The following is a 17,709-nucleotide window of genomic DNA, read 5'->3' as shown; positions in this document are numbered from 1 at the left end:
GCTGGGTTACGTGCAGCGCCTCTATGACTTCATCCGCAGACACCCGACCGGGGTCGACACCTTCTGGGCGGTCATCCTGGTCGGGTTCTCCTGCCTGCAAATCGTGGAGACGCCGGCGCATCCGAGGCAGGCGGCCTGGGGCATCCAGGCTCTGGTGGCGCTCGGCATGGGCGCGGTCGTGGCGCTGCGGCGCAGGGTGCCCGAGAAGATGCTGCTGCTCGTGATCGGGCTCGGCCTGGTCCAGGTGGCCCTGAACGTCCATCCCCAGACCGCGGACTTCGCGATGCTGGTCATCGTCTACACCGTGGCCTCGGCGGGCGAGCGGTGGGCCTCACGGCTCGCGCTCGTCGGCGGGCTCTTCGCGGCGCCCGTGGCCCAGATGCGATGGATGGAGATGGCCGGCGGCACCACCGGCACACCGGAGAGGATCTTCTTCGTCGTCATCATGACGGTCCCCTTCGTGCTGGCCTGGGTGCTCGGCGACTCGATGCGCACCCGCAAGGCGTACTTCGCGCAGCTGGAGGAGCGCGCCTCGCGTCTGGAGCGGGAGCGCGAGGCGCAGGCCAAGGTGGCGGTCGCCGCCGAGCGGGCCCGCATCGCGCGCGAGCTCCACGACGTGGTCGCGCACAACGTGTCGGTGATGGTCGTGCAGGCCGACGGCGCGGCGTATGTGATGGACACCTCGCCCGACCAGGCCAGGACCGCCCTGGAGACGATCTCGATGACCGGGCGCCAGGCCCTCGCCGAGATGCGCCGGCTGCTCGGCGTGCTGCGCACGGGCGAGCACCAGGAGGCGGGTGAGTACGTGCCGCAGCCCGACGTCCAGCAGATCGAGGACCTGGTCGAGACGGTCCGCGGGGCCGGCCTCACCGTCGACTTCAAGATCGAGGGCACCCCGCGCCCGCTGCCCAGCGGCGTCGAGCTCACGGCGTACCGGATCGTGCAGGAGGCGCTCACCAACACCCGCAAGCACGGCGGCCCGGACGTGGGGGCCAGCGTGCGCCTCGTGTACTTCGACGACGGCCTTGGGCTCCTCGTCGAGGACGACGGCCGGGGCGCCGCCCACGAGATGTACGAGGACGGCGGCGCGGACGGCCAGGGCCACGGCCTGATCGGCATGCGTGAGCGCATCGGCATGGTCGGCGGCACCCTCGACGCGGGCCCGCGCCCCGGCGGCGGCTTCCGCATCAGCGCCCTGCTGCCCCTCAAACCGGCCCATTGAAACCGGGCGCCTGATTTCCTGTACGTGCCCGCACAGGCGCCCGGGCACGTGTTCGTACGCGTACGGGCGCCGCTGTGTGCACCGAGTGCTCGACCCTTGTACGGCTTGCTTGTACGGCTTGATGGAGAGGCAACGATGACGATCCGCGTGATGCTCGTCGACGATCAGGTGCTGCTGCGCACCGGATTCCGGATGGTGCTCGCCGCCCAGCCGGACATGGAGGTCGTCGCGGAGGCGGGCGACGGTGCGGAGGCGATCGAGATCCTGCGGGCGACCGCCGTCGACGTGGTCCTGATGGATGTGCGTATGCCGCGCCTGGACGGCGTGGAGGCCACCCGGCGCATCTGCGAGGCGCCCGAGCCGCCGAAGGTGCTGATCCTGACCACCTTCGACCTCGACGAGTACGCCTTCTCCGGGCTGAAGGCGGGTGCCAGCGGCTTCATGCTGAAGGACGTGCCGCCCGCCGAACTGCTGGCCGCGATCCGCTCGGTGCACAGCGGGGACGCGGTGGTCGCGCCCTCGACGACCCGGCGCCTGCTCGACCGGTTCGCGCCGATGCTGCCGAGCGGCAACAAGGAGCCGGAGCACCGCCAGCTGGAGCGGCTGACCGAGCGCGAGCGCGAGGTCATGCTGCTGGTCGCGCAGGGCCTGTCCAACGGCGAGATCGCCGCCCGACTCGTCCTGTCGGAGGCCACCGTCAAGACCCATGTGGGCCGCATCCTGACCAAGCTCGAACTGCGCGACCGCGTCCAGGTCGTGGTCCTGGCCTACGAGACCGGCCTGGTGCGCGCGGGCGGCGGCGCCAACTGACCTGTCCTCACGGTCACTTGGGGCCATAGCCCCTTGCCTGCGGCGGCGCTGGCCTTAGTTCGATGAGCGTCGTACTATCGAAGGCGTCCGGTGCTTCGGCTGGTGATTCGGCTACGGGGAAGTGGCGTCATGCGTGCGATCAGGTTCGACGAGTTCGGTGGTCCCGAGGTGCTCCGGCTGGTGGAGACGGAGGTTCCGGCGCCGGGGCCGGGCGAGGTGGGCATCGACGTCGCGTACGTCGGCGTCAACTTCGCCGATCTCAAGGCGCGTTCGGTGGGATACCGGGTCGAGGCCCTGCCCTTCGTGCCCGGGCTCGAACTGTCCGGCCGGATCCGCGCGCTCGGTGCCGGGGTCGAGGGGCTCGTGGTCGGCCAGGAGGTCGCCGCGATGACCGAGGGCGGCGCCTACGCGGAGGTGGCCCTCGCCCCGGCCGTCACCGTCTTTCCGCTGCCCGCCGGGGTGAGCCCGCGCACCGCCGCGACCCTGCCCACCGTGCTGCCGACCGCGCACGCCCTGATCCACGAGGTGGGCCGGCTCCGGGCCGGTGAGAGCGTTCTGGTGCAGGGCGCGGCGGGTGGCGTCGGCACCGTCTCCGGGCGGCTCGCCAAGCTGGCAGGGGCGGGTGCGGTGTACGGCGTGGTCTCCAGCGAGGCCAAGGCCGACTACGCCCGCAAGCACGGCTACGACGACGCCTTCCTGACCGACACCTTCGACACGGAGGTGCTGCGCGCCACGGGGGGCCGGGGCGTGGACCTGGTCCTCGACCCGGTCGGCGGCGCGACCCTGCGCCGGGGCCTTGAGTCGCTCGCCCTGTTCGGCCGGCTCGTCTCGTACGGCAACGCGAGCGGCGAGGAGCCCTGGCAGGTGGGGCAGGGCGAGCTGTACGCGCGGGGCCGGAGCGTCTCCGGGTTCTCCATCCTGGGCCTCGCGGCGGGCGACCCCGAGGCGTTGCGCGTGATCGCGGACCGTGCGCTGCGGCTCGTCACCAGCGGGGAGGTGGAGCTTCCGGTCACCGCCGAGTTCAGCCTCGAACAGGCCGTCTCCGCCCACGAGTTGATGGAGAGCCGGAGCTCCACGGGCAAGCTCCTGCTGCGGGTCGACTAGCCCGCCCCACCGCCCCACCGCCCCTCTCCGCGAGCCGCCGCTACCTCAGCACCCCCTCCAGGAAGTCGCTGCCCAGACGGGCCACCACCGTCAGGTCGAGCTGGTGCAGCACATAGCGGCCGCGCCGCCGGGTGGTGAGCAGGCCCGCCCGCTTCAGGACGGCCAGATGGCGCGAGACCTCGGGTGCGCTGATGCCGTGCTGCTCGGCGAGCTCGCCCGTCGTGTTGGGGGAGCGCGCCAGATTGCGGCACAGGCGCATCCGCATCGGGTGGGCGAGTGCCTCCATCCGCCGCTTGAGCAGCTCGACGGAGGCGGGGGAGGGCAGTTCGGGCCCGTGCACCGGGTAGTGGATCACCGGCCGCCAGCCCGGCGCGTGCAGCACCATCAGATGCGGCCAGCCGAACGAGGTCGGCATGAAGGTGAGTCCGGCGCCGGGCTCGGGGTCCAGGGCGGTCGTGTGGCCCTCGCTCAGCTTGTCGACGCCGATCCGGTTCCCACCGTCGTCCACGCTGAGCGCGGCCGACACCGCCTGGACGGCCTCGGTGAGGCCCTTGTGGCGCAACAGCTCCGCCTTGTGCCGTGCGTCCGCGGCCAGTTGGACCCGCATCCGCCGCCAGGTGTCCGCGAAGAACGCCTGGTCGCAGTCTTCCAGGAGGCGCCGCAGCCAGGCCCGTACCGAAGCCGGGTCGTCCAGGAGGCGCCGGGTGAAGTCGACCACTCGGGGCCCCCGGTTCGCGGCCAGCTCCAGGGCGCGCGCCCGCATCGCCGGATCGTGCAGCGGGGAAGGCGTCTTGACCGTGTACAGGTTGCAGGTGAATTCGAGGGCGGCGGAGGCGAACCGCTCGTTGGAGAGCCGGTCGAGCAGGTCGAGGTCCTCCGCGAGCGTGGCGCCGGTGCCGCCGTCCCGCCCGGGTATGCCCGCGAAGGGCATGAACACATCGGAGAAGGTGTGCCGCCACAGGAATTCCGCCTCGTGCAGCCGGTCCGCGAGGTCGGGCTTCAGGGCGGCCGCCGTCGCCGTGACCCAGCCGTGCAGACCCGGGTGGTGCCCGGGCTCGGAGAGCGCGTGCAGGGCCAGGCCCAGCTCGGCCAGCGGCGAGATCGCGAAGCCGATGCGCTCGGGCGGCAGGCCCGTGATGTCGATGGTCACGCTCATGCGCCCATGGTGCACCGGGGCACTGACAACCCGGCCGCCGATTGACGGTCCCGGTCAATCGGCGGACCGCGCGGGAGATCGGCCTGGGACGGGGTCGTTTGACGCCGCTCGTCAATCGGCGCGACGCGCGGCCCGAACGGGACCACTGTGGACCCATGGACGCGATGCAGCAGCACATGATCGACAGCTACCGCGCGGCACGCCTCGGCGCCCCCGCGCCACCGGTGCCGGGCACCCATGACGTGGCGACCCTGCGCGGGATACGGGACCGGCGCCGCTTCGAGGCGGTCCTGGCGGGCCGCCTCGCCACCGGACGGCTACGGGCCGCCCTGGCCCATCTGCTCACCCCGCACCACCACCGCCACCCGCCCGCCTGCCACTGAGCCCGCCGCGCGCAGCCCCGCCGCCACCCGCCCGTCTGCCGCTGGGCGCGGGCACCCGGAGCCGGTCACCGCAGCCGGCGTACGAAGTCGGCCACCGCCGTCCGGACGTCCTCGGCGGTCCAGGCGAGCCCCGGGGCGGTGACCGTGACCTCCGTGAAGGAGAGGCCTTGCGGGCCCGAGGGGCTCGGCAGCCAGCGCCGGAACAGGCAGACACCGCTCTCCTCGGCCTGCCGCAGCGCCGCGGCGCTCAGGACCTCGGCGTCGTACGGCAGCCACACCTGGAACTCGTGGGTGTGCGGCGGCTCGGGGTGCACCCGGAACCAGGCCACGCCCGCCTGCGCGAACCCCTCCCCGATCGCCTGCGCCACGACCTTGGCGTGGGTTACGTACGAAGGGATCTCGGGCAACACCTTGCGCAGGCCGAGCAGCCCGGCGAGGGCGGCGGGAAACTGCTGGAAGAGCTGGCCGCCGTAGCGGTGACGCCAGGTGCGGGCCTCGGCGATCAGTGACTCGGGGCCCGCCAGGACGGCGCCCGAGAGGCCGCCCAGGGTCTTGTAGAAGGACACGTACACGCTGTCGGCGAGGCCCGCGATCTCCCGCAGGGGGCGGCCGAAGTGGGGGGTGGTCTCCCAGAGCCTGGCGCCGTCGAAGTGCACCACCGCGTCCCGTTCGCGGGCCGCCTCGACCACGGCCACCAGCTCCTCCCAGCTCGGCAGGACATGGCCCGCGTCGCGCAGCGGCAGCTCCAGCATCAGCGTGCCGAACGGCTCCTCGAAGTCGAGCACCTCCGCCGCGTTCGGCAGCCGCGGCTCGTCCGTCAGGTGGACCGTACGCAAGCCGCTGACCTGGCTGAACGCCTGACGCTCATGGACTTCGGGGTGGGCCAGCGGATGCAGGGCGACCGTCGGGTTCCCGGTGCGCGCCGCCCAGCAGCGCAGCGCGACCTGCTGGGCCATGGTGCCGCTGGGGAAGAAGGCGGCGGCCGGGAAGCCGAGCTCCTCGGCGGTGCGGCGCTCCAGCTCGGCCACCACCCCGTCGCCGTAGATGTCGGGGGATTCGGCCAGGTCGTAGACCTCACCGGCGTCCGCCACCAGGGCCGCCAGACGCTCCGCCAGGCTGTGGTCGACCGACTGGTCCGCGAGTTTGCGCTCCGCGCCCCCGAACACGGCCATACGGTGTCGGCGGGCCCGCTCCGGGTCCTCCTCCGGAGCCCCGCCGGGAGTGGTGATGGTGGTTTCGGGACGGGAAGCGCGCTCGGTGTCTGCCATGCGGCGATGATCACCCACACCCTGTGGACAACCAAAGGGGTTTCCGTGCCCGGGGCGTAGCATGAGGGGCCGTTTGATTTTGGTTTGGCGTCCGGTACCCACCGCGGACTGGAACGGAAGGCCCCACCGCGTGAACGCACCACCAGAGCACCGCAAAGAACACTCCCCGGCGGACCGCCCCGCCCGCCTCGCCGTGGGCGTCGTCGGCGCGGGCCGGGTCGGCCCCGCGCTCGCCGCGGCGCTCCAGCTCGCCGGGCACCGGCCCGTCGCGGTCTCCGGGGTCTCCGACGCCTCGGTGCGCCGGGCCGCCGCCCTCCTGCCGGACGTGCCGCTGCTGCCGCCCGCCGAGGTCCTCGCGCGCGCCGAGCTGGTCCTGCTGACCGTCCCCGACGACGCCCTGCCGGGCCTGGTCGAGGGCCTCGCCGAGACCGGCGCGATCCGGCCCGGCCAGCTCCTCGTGCACACCTCCGGGCGGTACGGCACGGCCGTCCTCGACCCCGCGCGGCGGGCCGGGGCGCTGCCGCTCGCCCTGCACCCGGCGATGACGTTCACCGGCACCGCCGTCGACGTCCAGCGCCTCGCGGGGTGCTCCTTCGGCGTGACGGCCCCCGACGAGCTGCGCCTGGCCGCCGAGGCCCTGGTCATCGAGATGGGCGGCGAGCCCGAGTGGATCGACGAGGAGGCCCGCCCGCTCTACCACGCGGCCCTCGCGCTCGGCGCGAACCACCTGGTCACCCTGGTCGCCCAGTCCCTCGAACTGCTCTCCCAGGCCGGGGTCGCGCACCCCGACCGGATGCTCGGCCCGCTGCTCGGCGCGGCCCTGGACAACGCCCTGCGCTCCGGGGACGCGGCCCTGACCGGACCGGTCGCGCGCGGTGACGCGGGCACGGTCGCCGCCCATGTGGCCGAGTTGCGCAAGCACGCCCCGGGCACGGTCGCCGGTTACCTCGCGATGGCCCGTACGACCGCGGACCGGGCGCTCGCCCACGGCCTGCTCAAGCCCGAGCTCGCCCAGGACCTGCTCGGTGTGCTCGCCGAAGGAGAGTCCCGATGACGACACAGCCGGCATCGACGGGCCGCACCGCCCTGGTCCGTACGGCCGCGGAGCTCGCGGCCCTGGAGCGGACCGGGCGCCGCGCCGTGGTGATGACCATGGGCGCGCTCCACGAGGGCCACGCCACCTTGATCCGCACCGCCCGCACCCTGGCCGGACCCGCCGGGCAGGTCGTGGTCACCGTGTTCGTCAACCCGCTCCAGTTCGGTGCGGGCGAGGACCTCGACCGCTATCCGCGCACCCTGGACGCGGACCGCGCCATCGCCGAACGGGAGGGCGCCGACGCGGTGTTCGCGCCGTCCGTGGACGAGGTCTACCCCGGCGGCGAGCCCCAGGTGCGGGTCACCGCGGGCCCCATGGGCGAGCTCCTCGAAGGCGCCTCGCGGCCCGGCCACTTCGACGGCATGCTGACCGTCGTCGCCAAGCTGCTCCACCTGACCGCGCCCGACGTCGCCCTGTACGGACAGAAGGACGCCCAGCAGCTCGCCCTGATCCGGCGCATGGTGCGCGATCTGAACTTCCCCGTGGAGATCGTCGGCGTGCCGACCGTGCGCGAGGACGACGGGCTCGCCCTGTCCAGCCGCAACCGCTACCTCTCCCCGGCCGAGCGGTCCGCGGCCCGCGCCCTGTCGCGCGCGCTGTTCGCCGCCCGCGACCGGCTCGCCGCCGAACACGCCCTGCACGCGCGGGCCACCGCCGGCGGCGCCGCCCCGGGCCGGGCCGACGCGCTCACCGCGATCGGCGAGGCCCGCGCCGCAGCCGACGCCCACGCGGTCGCCGTGGCCGCGCCGTCGCCCGCGGCCATCAGGGCCGTCGCCCAGGGCGTCCTCGACGACGCGGCGAAGGCCGAACCCCCGGTCGTGGCCGACTACTTGGCGCTGGTCGACCCCGCCACCTTCCGCGAGGCGCCCGAGGGGTTCGCGGGCGAGGCGATCCTCGCGGTCGCCGCCCGCGTCGGCACCACACGTCTCATCGACAACATCCCGCTCACGTTCGGAGCACCGGAATGACAAGCACCGGAATACGCCTTGACGCCCCCGCCCCCGGCTGGGCCATCGACGCGGACGTCGTGGTCGTGGGCTCCGGCGTCGCGGGGCTGACCGCCGCGCTGCGCTGCACCGCGGCCGGCCTGGCCACGGTCGTCGTCACCAAGGCCCGCCTGGACGACGGTTCCACGCGCTGGGCGCAGGGCGGCATAGCGGCGGCCCTCGGCGAGGGCGACACCCCCGAACAGCACCTGGACGACACCCTGGTCGCGGGCGCCGGCCTGTGCGACGAGAACGCGGTACGCCTCCTGGTCACCGAAGGCCCCGGCGCCGTACGGCGGTTGATCGACACCGGCGCCCACTTCGACACCGACGACTCGGGCACCATCTCGCTCACCCGCGAGGGCGGCCACCACCGCCGCCGCATCGCGCACGCGGGCGGCGACGCCACGGGCGCCGAGATCTCGCGCGCCCTCGTCGAGGCCGTCCGCACCCAGGCGGTGCGCACCATCGAGAACGCCCTCGTCCTGGACCTCCTCAAGGACGCCGAAGGACGCACCGCGGGCATCACCCTGCACGTCATGGGCGAGGGCCAGCACGACGGCGTCGGCGCGGTCCGCGCGCCCGCCGTGGTGCTCGCGACCGGCGGCATGGGCCAGGTGTTCTCGGCGACCACCAACCCGTCGGTGTCCACGGGCGACGGGGTGGCGCTCGCGCTGCGCGCCGGAGCCGAGATCTCCGACCTCGAATTCGTCCAGTTCCACCCCACGGTCCTCTTCCTCGGCGCGGACTCCGAGGGCCAGCAGCCGCTGGTCTCGGAGGCCGTACGGGGCGAGGGCGCCCACCTCGTCGACGCCTACGGCACCCGCTTCATGCTGGGACAGCACCAGCTGGCCGAGCTCGCCCCGCGCGACATCGTCGCCAAGGCCATCACCCGCCAGATGCAGGCGCAGGGCGCCGAGAACATGTACCTGGACGGCCGGCACTTCGGCGCCGACATGTGGGAGCACCGCTTCCCCACCATCCTGGCCGCCTGCCGCTCGCACGGCATCGACCCGGTGACCGAGCCGATTCCGGTCGCCCCCGCCGCCCACTACGCGTCCGGCGGCATCCGCACCGACCTGCGCGGCCGCACCACGGTGCCCGGCCTGTACGCGTGCGGCGAGGTCGCCTGCACCGGCGTCCACGGCGCCAACCGGCTCGCCTCCAACTCCCTGCTCGAAGGCCTGGTCTTCGCGGAGAACATCGCGGCCGACATCGCCGCGAACGGAGCCGACGGCTCCGCGCCGGATGCCCCAACTCCCGTACCGCACACGGCTGTTGACGCCGAACGGGACGGCGGGCCCGTGCCGCTGCTCGACCCGGCGGCCCGCATCCAGATCCAGCGGATCATGACCAACGGCGCCGGGGTGCTGCGCTCCGCCGAGAGCCTCGCCGGGGCCGCCGAGCGCCTGGAGGCGATCCGCGCCGACGAGCGCAAGGCCGCCGTGCCGGGCGTCGAGGCGTGGGAGACCACCAACCTCCTGCTCGTCGCCCGTGTCCTGGTCGCGGCGGCCGCCGCCCGCGAGGAGACCCGCGGCTGCCACTGGCGCGAGGACCGCCCCGACCGCGACGACGCGGCCTGGCGGCGCCACCTCGTCGTCCGTCTCACCCCCGGGCGAACCCTGGACATCCGCCCCACCCCCAGCGCCACCTTCCCCCCGACCGTCACAGCCACCCCCCTGGAGCCGTAACCGTGAGCACGCCCGAGGAACTCCGTCCCCAGCCGGTGGACGTCCCCCTGATCCAGATCGGTGCGCCCGCGCAGGGCGGCGGCTGCGGCGACGACTGCGGCTGCGGCGGCGGCGAGGAGGTGTACGAGTGCGGGCTCGACCCCGCGCTCGCCGCGCTGCTCGCCGAGTCGGGTCTGGACCCCGTCCAGGTCGAGGACATCGCCCACCTCGCCATCGAGGAGGACCTGGACGGCGGCTTCGACGTCACGTCGGCGGCCACCGTGCCCCAGGACGCCGTCGCCACCGGTGACTTCACCGCCCGCGAGGCGGGCACCGTGGCCGGCCTGCGGGTCGCCGAGGCGATCCTCTCCATCGTGTGTACCGAGGAGTTCGAGGTCGAGCGGCACGTCGCCGACGGCGACCGCGTCGAGGCCGGGCAGAAGCTGCTCAGCGTCACCACCCGCACCCGCGACCTGCTGACCGGCGAGCGCAGCGCGCTCAACCTGCTGTGTCGTCTGTCCGGCATCGCGACCGCCACCCGCGCCTGGGCGGACGCCGTGGAAGGCACCGGCGCCAAGGTCCGCGACACCCGCAAGACCACCCCGGGCCTGCGCGCCCTGGAGAAGTACGCGGTGCGCTGCGGCGGCGGCGTCAACCACCGCATGTCCCTGTCGGACGCGGCGCTGGTCAAGGACAACCACGTGGTCGCGGCCGGCGGCGTCGCCGAGGCCTTCAAGGCCGTACGCGACCGCTTCCCGGAGCTGGCCATCGAGGTCGAGGTCGACACCCTGGCCCAGGTCACCGAAGTCCTGGACGCCGGCGCCGACTTGATCCTGCTCGACAACTTCACCCCGGCGCAGACCGCCGAGGCGGTCGCCCTGGTCGCGGGCCGCGCCATGCTGGAGTCCTCGGGCCGCCTCACCCTGGCGAACGCCGCCGCGTACGCCGCGACGGGCGTCGACTACCTGGCCGTGGGCGCCCTCACGCACTCCTCGCCGATCCTGGACATCGGTCTCGACCTGCGCGAGGCCGGCCGGGAGGGCTCGGCCTGATGCTGCTCACCATCGACGTCGGCAACACCCACACCGTCCTCGGTCTCTTCGACGGCGAGGAGGTCGTCGAGCACTGGCGGATCTCCACCGACGCCCGCCGCACCGCGGACGAACTGGCCGTGCTGCTCAACGGCCTGATGGGCACCCACCCCATGCTGGGGGCTGAGCTCGGCGACGGCATCGAGGGCATCGCGATCTGCGCGACCGTCCCCTCGGTCCTGCACGAGCTGCGCGAGGTGACCCGCCGCTACTACGGCGACGTGCCCGCGATCCTGGTGGAGCCCGGCATCAAGACCGGCGTGCCGGTCCTGACCGACAACCCCAAGGAGGTCGGCGCCGACCGCATCGTCAACTCGATCGCCGCCGTCGAGCTCTACGGCGGCCCCGCGATCGTCGTGGACTTCGGCACGGGCACGACGTTCGACGCGGTGAGCGCGCGCGGCGAGTACGTGGGCGGCGTGATCGCCCCCGGCATCGAGATCTCCGTCGACGCGCTGGGCATCAAGGGCGCCCAGCTCCGCAAGATCGAGGTGGCCCGCCCCCGCTCGGTGATCGGCAAGAACACCGTCGAGGCGATGCAGTCCGGCATCGTGTACGGCTTCGCGGGCCAGGTCGACGGCGTGGTGCGGCGCATGAAGCGCGAGCTGGTCGGCCCCGACGGCGACCCGGACGACGTGACGGTCATCGCCACCGGCGGCCTCGCCCCGATGGTGCTCGGCGAGGCCGAGGAGATCGACGAGCACGAGCCGTGGCTGACCCTGATCGGCCTGCGCCTGGTGTACGAGCGCAACGTGGCGCGCTCCTGACACCGACGGCCGGGCGTGCGGGAACCCACCCGGCAACGCGCCCGGCATCGGCGCATTAACCCGATTTTGTCCAAGTAGGACGTATCGTCGCCGCATGCCCACGCCCTACGGATCCCGCGGTGGCATGGCGTTCGGTGCGGACGAGCTGCGTGTGCTCCGACGCGCCCTCGCCATCGCCCTCCACCCCAGCGCCGTCCAGGATCAGGACATCAAGGACTGTCTGCGCCTGGCCGACTCCGTGGACGAGGCCGTGCGCGAGGGGGAGCGGCTGCGCGCCTTCCTCCTCGCCGACCTCGCCCGCTACCGCGACGCGCTCCCCGGCTCCCTGCCCGGCTACACCGAGCTGCTCCAGGACGCCCTGGCCGCCGGCTACGACCCCGGCCCCGACGACCTGTCCGCGCTGCGCGCCCTGCGCTCGGACCCGGTCTGCGCGGCCCTCCTGGAGCGGTGCCGCCGGATCGCCGAACGCTCCGTGCGCGACCGCCTCGCCGGGCGCGCCGCGGCCCCTCCCGCACCGCGCACCCGGCTGCTCACCCTGGTCGGCGGCGGCGACCAGGACAAGAAGCCCGAGCCCAGGCCGGCCCCGGCCCGCCCGGCTCCCGCGCACCCCGCGCCCGAGCGCCCCGTACCGAAGCCCTCCGAGGCCTTCCCGCCGCGTCGACGCCCGGTGCCCCCGCCCGAGGAACGACGCGCGGGCTGAGGGGGTGCCCGGCGGCCCATGGCCGGGTACTCCTGGCTACCCTGTCGGTATGGACTACGTTTCCGCGCTTCTGCCCCCCGTGGTGATGGCCATCTTCTTCATCGCGCTCGTCGTGACGATCGTGAAGAGCCAGGGTGGCTCCAACAAGGGCAAGGAGGACGCGGCCGTCGACGGCGCGCTCGCCCGCGCCGAGGCCGCACGGCAGAAGCCCGCCTCGTCCTGACCTGTCGGGCCGGGGCCGAGCACGTACAACGCACATACACCGGGGGCGCACGGGGGTCATTTCCCGCCGTGCGCCCTTTTTGCTGCGCGCTAACCGCAAATGACCGGCCATTCGCGACATCTCCCACTATGGTGCAGATGTGCCCCGTCAATTGGGAGAGCTGGAAGACGCCGTCATGACCCGGGTCTGGCAGTGGAACCGTCCGGTGACCGTCCGGGAAGTCCTCGAAGACCTTCAGCAGGAACGGTCCATCGCGTACACCACCGTCATGACCGTAATGGACAATCTCCATCAGAAGGGCTGGGTCCGCCGGGAAGTCGACGGCCGGGCCTATCGATATACGGCGGTCTCCACCCGGGCCGCGTACGCCGCCGCCCTGATGAACGAAGCCTGGGCCCAGAGCGACAACCGGGCGGCCGCACTCGTCGCGTTCTTCGGCATGATGTCGCCCGAGGAGCGCGAAGCGCTGCGCGATGCCGTACGCATGGTGCAGGAGCCGGAACCCGAACGGGATCGCGAAGCCGAACAGGGATCCGAAGAGGGCGATGCGCCCGGCGACAGCGGGGGGCGATAGCGTCCAGGCATGTCTTATCCCGCCGCGAATGCGGTCACCGTCCGCCGGGCCAGGACCGGCGATGTGCGAGCCGTACGAAGCCTTCTCGACGCGTACGTCGGTGACGGGATCCTGCTCGACAAAGCGACGGTCACCCTTTACGAGTCCATCCAGGAGTTCTGGGTGGCGGAACGCGAGTCGGACGCCCGTGTGGTGGGCTGCGGGGCTCTGCACGTGATGTGGGAAGACCTCGCCGAAGTGCGCACTCTCGCCGTCGACCCCGAGTTCCACGGCAAGGGCATCGGACATATGGTGCTCGGCAAGCTCCTCGACACCGCCCGCCGGCTCGGAGTGCGCCGGGTTTTCTGCCTCACGTTCGAAGTCGCCTTCTTCGCGAAGCACGGGTTCACCGAGATCGGCGAGACTCCCGTCGATACCGTCGACACAGATGTCTACAGCGAGCTGCTGCGCTCCTATGACGAGGGCGTCGCCGAGTTCCTCGGTCTCGAACGAGTGAAGCCGAACACCTTGGGCAACAGCCGGATGCTTCTGCACCTGTGATCGGGCAAGCGGCAGGAAGCTGTGGGAACCCTATGTCCGAATCGCGTACGTTTCCCGCGGAGCAAGGATCCTGAACCTCTCCAGGGGGTTTGTGTTTTCCAGGCAAAAGCGGTTTCCTTTCCGCGTACTGCATTTTCGATGAAAGGAAATCCGGTGGCACAGAAGGTTCAGGTCCTTCTTGTCGATGACCTCGACGGTGGCGAGGCTGACGAGACCGTGACGTTCGCTCTTGACGGGAAGAGCTTCGAGATCGACCTCACCACCGCCAACGCGGACAAGCTCCGCGGTCTTCTTGAGCCCTACGTCAAGAGCGGCCGGCGTACCGGTGGTCGCGCGGCGGGCGGTCGCGGGAAGGCGCGTGGCGCGCTGCTCGGCACCGGCAACCAGAACACGGCCGAGATCCGCAAGTGGGCCAAGGAGCAGGGTTACAACGTGAACGACCGCGGACGCGTCCCGGCCGAAATCCGTGAAGCCTACGAGAAGCAGAACGGCTGAGTTTCCGCGTTCCCCGCACCACCTGGGGATTGAGCGTGAAACAACCGGGCCCGGTGGCATTCCGTCGCCGCCGCGGCCACCAGCCTCACCAGGCTGAGGCCCGCGGCGCGGCCGTCCCGCGCGGTCCCCGAGGCGCCGGAAGCGCCCTTTTCGCCGTCCCCACCGCACTGGGTGAGCCCGGTGAACGAGGGCAGCCGCGCCTCGACCTCGCAGCCGGGCTCGGGGGGCCGCAGCCATACGGCGGCCCCCGGTGAGCCGGGCCGGCCGGGCGGCACCGGGGCGGTCATCCGCCCTCCGGCGCCGATCGCCCGCAGGTCCAGGGCGACCCCGCCCCACTCCAGCCAGTCGAGCAGCCCCGGCAGCTCGTCCGCGCTTCCCGCCGCCACCAGCCAGCGCATCCGGCGCCCCACCAGGGCGACCGGCCCGCTCTGCTCGTAGCGCCGAAGGAGCGCGAAGCCGGCGGTCGCCGGGAGTTCCAGGACGTCGAAGCGGACTCCGGTGAGCAACTGCACCGGGGGGCCCGCCGAGACGGCCCAGCCGAGCCCGCGTTCGTACCACTGCGCGAGCGAGCCGTTCAGGGGGGTGCGGGGCTGCGGAACGGTGAAGGCCATGCCCGGAGCAACTTCCGAAACGGCCCGGAGTTACGCTGGGTTTCCATGCGACCGCACTCCGCTGTGGATTTCGGTGCGCTCGGGGGTGTGGGCGGACGCAAGGTTGTTCGCCCGTAGCTTACGGAACCGGGGAACGTCGCATGGAGTGTCAGTCCGGGCGGGTAAGACATTCCTAGTGGGGAGGGGCGACACGCTCGTCAGACGGTCTCACGTTCGCCATCGGCGTACTGGAGACAGGGGTATCTGTCTGGCCTGCGGGAACATCGTCTCGCACCATCGGGTTGGAGCAGTTGTCGGCTGTTCGGGCCGGGAGGCAATGAACGGGTGTCGGCAGTTGGAATGAGCTGTCCCGCCCTGCGGGACTAGCATGCGGAAGGACAGGGAGGGGATCGCCCCCTAACTGCCCGACCGCTCTGAGGAGCGATTAACGATGTTCGAGAGGTTCACCGACCGCGCGCGGCGGGTTGTCGTCCTGGCTCAGGAAGAAGCCCGGATGCTCAACCACAACTACATCGGCACCGAGCACATCCTCCTGGGCCTGATCCACGAGGGTGAGGGTGTCGCCGCTAAGGCCCTGGAGAGCCTCGGGATTTCGCTCGAGGCGGTCCGCCAGCAGGTGGAGGAGATCATCGGTCAGGGCCAGCAGGCCCCGTCCGGTCACATTCCCTTCACCCCTCGCGCCAAGAAGGTCCTGGAGCTTTCGCTCCGCGAGGCCCTCCAGCTCGGCCACAACTACATCGGCACCGAGCACATCCTGCTCGGCCTGATCCGCGAGGGCGAGGGCGTCGCCGCCCAGGTCCTGGTGAAGCTGGGCGCCGATCTCAACCGGGTGCGGCAGCAGGTCATCCAGCTGCTCTCCGGATACCAGGGCAAGGAAGCCGCCACCGCCGGCGGCCCTGCGGAGGGCACGCCCTCCACGTCCCTGGTGCTCGACCAGTTCGGCCGCAACCTGACGCAGGCCGCTCGCGAATCCAAGCTCGACCCGGTCATCGGGCGCGAGAAGGAGATCGAGCGCGTCATGCAGGTCCTGTCGCGCCGCACCAAGAACAACCCCGTCCTCATCGGCGAGCCCGGCGTCGGCAAGACCGCCGTCGTCGAGGGTCTGGCCCAGGCGATCGTCAAGGGCGAGGTGCCCGAGACGCTCAAGGACAAGCACCTCTACACGCTGGACCTCGGCGCCCTGGTCGCCGGTTCCCGCTACCGCGGTGACTTCGAGGAGCGCCTGAAGAAGGTCCTCAAGGAGATCCGCACCCGCGGCGACATCATCCTGTTCATCGACGAGCTCCACACCCTGGTGGGTGCGGGTGCCGCCGAGGGCGCGATCGACGCGGCGAGCATCCTCAAGCCGATGCTGGCCCGTGGTGAGCTCCAGACCATCGGTGCCACCACCCTCGACGAGTACCGCAAGCACCTGGAGAAGGACGCGGCCCTTGAGCGCCGCTTCCAGCCCATCCAGGTCGCCGAGCCGTCGCTGCCGCACACCATCGAGATCCTCAAGGGTCTGCGCGACCGCTACGAGGCCCACCACCGCGTCTCCATCACCGACGAGGCGCTGGTCCAGGCCGCGACGCTGGCCGACCGGTACATCTCGGACCGCTTCCTGCCGGACAAGGCGATCGACCTGATCGACGAGGCCGGCTCCCGTATGCGCATCCGCCGGATGACCGCGCCGCCGGACCTCCGCGAGTTCGACGAGAAGATCGCGGGCGTGCGCCGCGACAAGGAGTCGGCCATCGACTCCCAGGACTTCGAGAAGGCGGCCTCTCTCCGCGACAAGGAGAAGCAGCTGCTCGCCGCGAAGGCCAAGCGCGAGAAGGAGTGGAAGGCCGGCGACATGGACGTCGTCGCCGAGGTCGACGGTGAGCTGATCGCCGAGGTGCTTGCCACCGCCACGGGCATCCCGGTCTTCAAGCTGACCGAGGAGGAGTCCTCGCGGCTGCTGCGCATGGAGGACGAGCTCCACAAGCGCGTCATCGGCCAGAAGGACGCCATCAAGGCGCTCTCGCAGGCCATCCGTCGTACGCGTGCCGGTCTGAAGGACCCGAAGCGTCCCGGTGGTTCGTTCATCTTCGCCGGCCCGTCCGGTGTCGGTAAGACCGAGCTGTCCAAGACGCTGGCGGAATTCCTCTTCGGCGACGAGGACGCGCTGATCTCCCTCGACATGTCGGAGTTCAGCGAGAAGCACACGGTTTCCCGCCTCTTCGGTTCGCCCCCCGGTTACGTGGGTTACGAAGAGGGCGGCCAGCTCACCGAGAAGGTGCGCCGCAAGCCGTTCTCCGTCGTCCTGTTCGACGAGGTCGAGAAGGCCCACCCCGATATCTTCAATTCCCTGCTCCAGATTCTGGAAGACGGTCGTCTGACCGACTCCCAGGGCCGGGTCGTGGACTTCAAGAACACGGTCATCATCATGACGACCAACCTCGGGACCCGGGACATCTCCAAGGGCTTCAACCTGGGCTTCGCCGCCCAGGGTGACGTCAAGACCGGGTACGACCGGATGAAGGCCAAGGTCAACGAGGAGCTGAAGCAGCACTTCCGCCCCGAGTTCCTCAACCGTGTCGACGACACGGTGGTCTTCCACCAGCTGACCGAGGAAGACATCATCCAGATCGTCGACCTCATGATCGACAAGGTGGACGAGCGCCTCAAGGACCGCGACATGGGCATCGAGCTCAATGCCGAGGCCAAGTCGCTGCTCGCCAAGAAGGGCTACGACCCGATCATGGGCGCCCGGCCGCTGCGCCGGACGATCCAGCGGGAGATCGAGGACATCCTCTCCGAGAAGATCCTCTTCGGTGAGCTGCGCCCCGGTCACATCGTGGTCATCGGCACCGAGGGCGAGGGTGAGGAGAAGAAGTTCACCTTCCGCGGCGAGGAGAAGTCGGCGCTGCCCGACGTCCCGCCGATCGAGGACGCGGCCGCCGGTGGCGGTCCGAACCTGAGCAAGGAGGCGTAGTCCTCTTCGGAGGCCACGCCTGAAGGGGCTGCCCCGGCCCGTACGTCACGTACGGAC

The 17,709-nt window shown here is 71.7% G+C and carries 18 protein-coding genes; 15 read left to right on the top strand and 3 right to left on the bottom strand.

The features are described 5' to 3' along the window. The first annotated feature begins 10 nt into the window (after positions 1-10). From DWB77_RS17230 to DWB77_RS17220, 3 genes are all read left to right on the top strand, one after another. Positions 11-1,222, top strand: a complete 1,212-nt coding sequence (locus DWB77_RS17230; protein WP_120722108.1) for a sensor histidine kinase — start codon at positions 11-13, stop codon at positions 1,220-1,222. Between the two features lie 135 nt (positions 1,223-1,357). Beyond that, positions 1,358-2,032, top strand: a complete 675-nt coding sequence (locus DWB77_RS17225) for a response regulator (RefSeq protein ID WP_120722107.1) — start codon at positions 1,358-1,360, stop codon at positions 2,030-2,032. A gap of 129 nt (positions 2,033-2,161) precedes the next feature. Next, a complete protein-coding gene (locus DWB77_RS17220; RefSeq protein ID WP_120722106.1) occupies positions 2,162-3,136 on the top strand; it encodes a quinone oxidoreductase family protein in 975 nt (324 codons plus the stop codon). A 40-nt stretch (positions 3,137-3,176) separates the two neighbouring features. On the opposite strand, the gene DWB77_RS17215 is transcribed toward DWB77_RS17220, so the two are convergent. Further along, on the bottom strand, positions 3,177-4,286 hold the full coding sequence (locus DWB77_RS17215; RefSeq protein WP_120727889.1) for a DUF5937 family protein: 1,110 nt from the start codon (positions 4,284-4,286) through the stop codon (positions 3,177-3,179). A 161-nt stretch (positions 4,287-4,447) separates the two neighbouring features. On the opposite strand from DWB77_RS17215, the gene DWB77_RS17210 reads away from it, so the two are divergent. Further along, positions 4,448-4,675, top strand: a complete 228-nt coding sequence (locus DWB77_RS17210; protein WP_120722105.1) for a hypothetical protein — start codon at positions 4,448-4,450, stop codon at positions 4,673-4,675. A gap of 65 nt (positions 4,676-4,740) precedes the next feature. On the opposite strand, the gene DWB77_RS17205 is transcribed toward DWB77_RS17210, so the two are convergent. Continuing rightward, positions 4,741-5,943, bottom strand: a complete 1,203-nt coding sequence (locus tag DWB77_RS17205) for a threonine aldolase family protein (RefSeq protein WP_120722104.1) — start codon at positions 5,941-5,943, stop codon at positions 4,741-4,743. Positions 5,944-6,073: 130 nt separating this feature from the next. Between DWB77_RS17205 and DWB77_RS17200 the strand changes: the two genes are divergently transcribed. The 10 genes from DWB77_RS17200 to DWB77_RS17160 all read left to right on the top strand — a co-directional run bounded on the left by DWB77_RS17200 (position 6,074) and on the right by DWB77_RS17160 (position 14,085). Further along, positions 6,074-6,997, top strand: coding sequence for a Rossmann-like and DUF2520 domain-containing protein (locus DWB77_RS17200; protein WP_120722103.1), 924 nt, complete (start codon positions 6,074-6,076; stop codon positions 6,995-6,997). Continuing rightward, complete coding sequence (gene panC, locus DWB77_RS17195; RefSeq protein ID WP_120722102.1) at positions 6,994-8,007, top strand: pantoate--beta-alanine ligase; 1,014 nt, start codon at positions 6,994-6,996, stop codon at positions 8,005-8,007. The genes DWB77_RS17200 and panC overlap by 4 nt, the downstream gene beginning before the upstream one ends. Beyond that, positions 8,004-9,716, top strand: a complete 1,713-nt coding sequence (locus tag DWB77_RS17190; RefSeq protein ID WP_120722101.1) for an L-aspartate oxidase — start codon at positions 8,004-8,006, stop codon at positions 9,714-9,716. The genes panC and DWB77_RS17190 overlap by 4 nt, the downstream gene beginning before the upstream one ends. Positions 9,717-9,718: 2 nt before the next feature. Next, complete coding sequence (nadC, locus tag DWB77_RS17185) at positions 9,719-10,747, top strand: carboxylating nicotinate-nucleotide diphosphorylase (RefSeq protein WP_120722100.1); 1,029 nt, start codon at positions 9,719-9,721, stop codon at positions 10,745-10,747. Continuing rightward, positions 10,747-11,553, top strand: coding sequence for a type III pantothenate kinase (locus DWB77_RS17180; RefSeq protein ID WP_120722099.1), 807 nt, complete (start codon positions 10,747-10,749; stop codon positions 11,551-11,553). The genes nadC and DWB77_RS17180 overlap by 1 nt, the downstream gene beginning before the upstream one ends. Before the next feature lie 124 nt (positions 11,554-11,677). Further along, positions 11,678-12,253 (top strand): hypothetical protein, encoded by a 576-nt coding sequence (locus DWB77_RS17175; protein WP_120722098.1) that lies wholly within the window; start codon positions 11,678-11,680, stop codon positions 12,251-12,253. Positions 12,254-12,302: 49 nt separating this feature from the next. After that, positions 12,303-12,476 (top strand): hypothetical protein, encoded by a 174-nt coding sequence (locus DWB77_RS37820; RefSeq protein WP_162952548.1) that lies wholly within the window; start codon positions 12,303-12,305, stop codon positions 12,474-12,476. Positions 12,477-12,615: 139 nt separating this feature from the next. After that, positions 12,616-13,050, top strand: coding sequence for a BlaI/MecI/CopY family transcriptional regulator (locus tag DWB77_RS17170; protein ID WP_120722097.1), 435 nt, complete (start codon positions 12,616-12,618; stop codon positions 13,048-13,050). A gap of 9 nt (positions 13,051-13,059) precedes the next feature. After that, complete coding sequence (locus DWB77_RS17165) at positions 13,060-13,590, top strand: amino-acid N-acetyltransferase (protein ID WP_120722096.1); 531 nt, start codon at positions 13,060-13,062, stop codon at positions 13,588-13,590. Between the two features lie 153 nt (positions 13,591-13,743). After that, positions 13,744-14,085: a histone-like nucleoid-structuring protein Lsr2 gene (locus tag DWB77_RS17160; RefSeq protein ID WP_053729112.1), complete on the top strand. Its 342-nt coding sequence runs from the start codon at positions 13,744-13,746 to the stop codon at positions 14,083-14,085. Here DWB77_RS17160 and DWB77_RS17155 read toward each other — a convergent pair. Next, positions 14,064-14,696: an SCO3374 family protein gene (locus tag DWB77_RS17155; protein ID WP_120722095.1), complete on the bottom strand. Its 633-nt coding sequence runs from the start codon at positions 14,694-14,696 to the stop codon at positions 14,064-14,066. The genes DWB77_RS17160 and DWB77_RS17155 overlap by 22 nt on opposite strands. Before the next feature lie 430 nt (positions 14,697-15,126). Here DWB77_RS17155 and DWB77_RS17145 point away from each other — a divergent pair, with 430 nt between their 5' ends. Next, the gene (locus DWB77_RS17145) at positions 15,127-17,652 is read left to right on the top strand and encodes an ATP-dependent Clp protease ATP-binding subunit (RefSeq protein ID WP_120722094.1); all 2,526 of its coding nucleotides are present in this window, start codon (positions 15,127-15,129) and stop codon (positions 17,650-17,652) included. Positions 17,653-17,709: the final 57 nt, after the last annotated feature.

Origin of the sequence: Streptomyces hundungensis (assembly GCF_003627815.1) — a bacterium.
GTDB classification, from domain to species: Bacteria; Actinomycetota; Actinomycetes; order Streptomycetales; family Streptomycetaceae; genus Streptomyces; species Streptomyces hundungensis_A.
This window is presented reverse-complemented; position numbering and strand designations above follow the sequence as displayed.

Excerpts from the sequence above, each read along its gene's own strand:
- DWB77_RS17225 (WP_120722107.1), top strand. The coding sequence starts at position 1,358 with ATGACGATCCGCGTGATGCTCGTCGACGATCAGGTGCTGCTGCGCACC.
- DWB77_RS17220 (WP_120722106.1), top strand. The coding sequence starts at position 2,162 with ATGCGTGCGATCAGGTTCGACGAGTTCGGTGGTCCCGAGGTGCTCCGG.
- DWB77_RS17210 (WP_120722105.1), top strand. The coding sequence starts at position 4,448 with ATGGACGCGATGCAGCAGCACATGATCGACAGCTACCGCGCGGCACGC.
- DWB77_RS17205 (WP_120722104.1), bottom strand. The coding sequence starts at position 5,943 with ATGGCAGACACCGAGCGCGCTTCCCGTCCCGAAACCACCATCACCACT.
- panC (WP_120722102.1), top strand. The coding sequence starts at position 6,994 with ATGACGACACAGCCGGCATCGACGGGCCGCACCGCCCTGGTCCGTACG.
- DWB77_RS17190 (WP_120722101.1), top strand. The coding sequence starts at position 8,004 with ATGACAAGCACCGGAATACGCCTTGACGCCCCCGCCCCCGGCTGGGCC.
- DWB77_RS17180 (WP_120722099.1), top strand. The coding sequence starts at position 10,747 with ATGCTGCTCACCATCGACGTCGGCAACACCCACACCGTCCTCGGTCTC.
- DWB77_RS17175 (WP_120722098.1), top strand. The coding sequence starts at position 11,678 with ATGGCGTTCGGTGCGGACGAGCTGCGTGTGCTCCGACGCGCCCTCGCC.
- DWB77_RS37820 (WP_162952548.1), top strand. The coding sequence starts at position 12,303 with ATGGACTACGTTTCCGCGCTTCTGCCCCCCGTGGTGATGGCCATCTTC.
- DWB77_RS17165 (WP_120722096.1), top strand. The coding sequence starts at position 13,060 with ATGTCTTATCCCGCCGCGAATGCGGTCACCGTCCGCCGGGCCAGGACC.
- DWB77_RS17155 (WP_120722095.1), bottom strand. The coding sequence starts at position 14,696 with ATGGCCTTCACCGTTCCGCAGCCCCGCACCCCCCTGAACGGCTCGCTC.
- DWB77_RS17145 (WP_120722094.1), top strand. The coding sequence starts at position 15,127 with ATGTTCGAGAGGTTCACCGACCGCGCGCGGCGGGTTGTCGTCCTGGCT.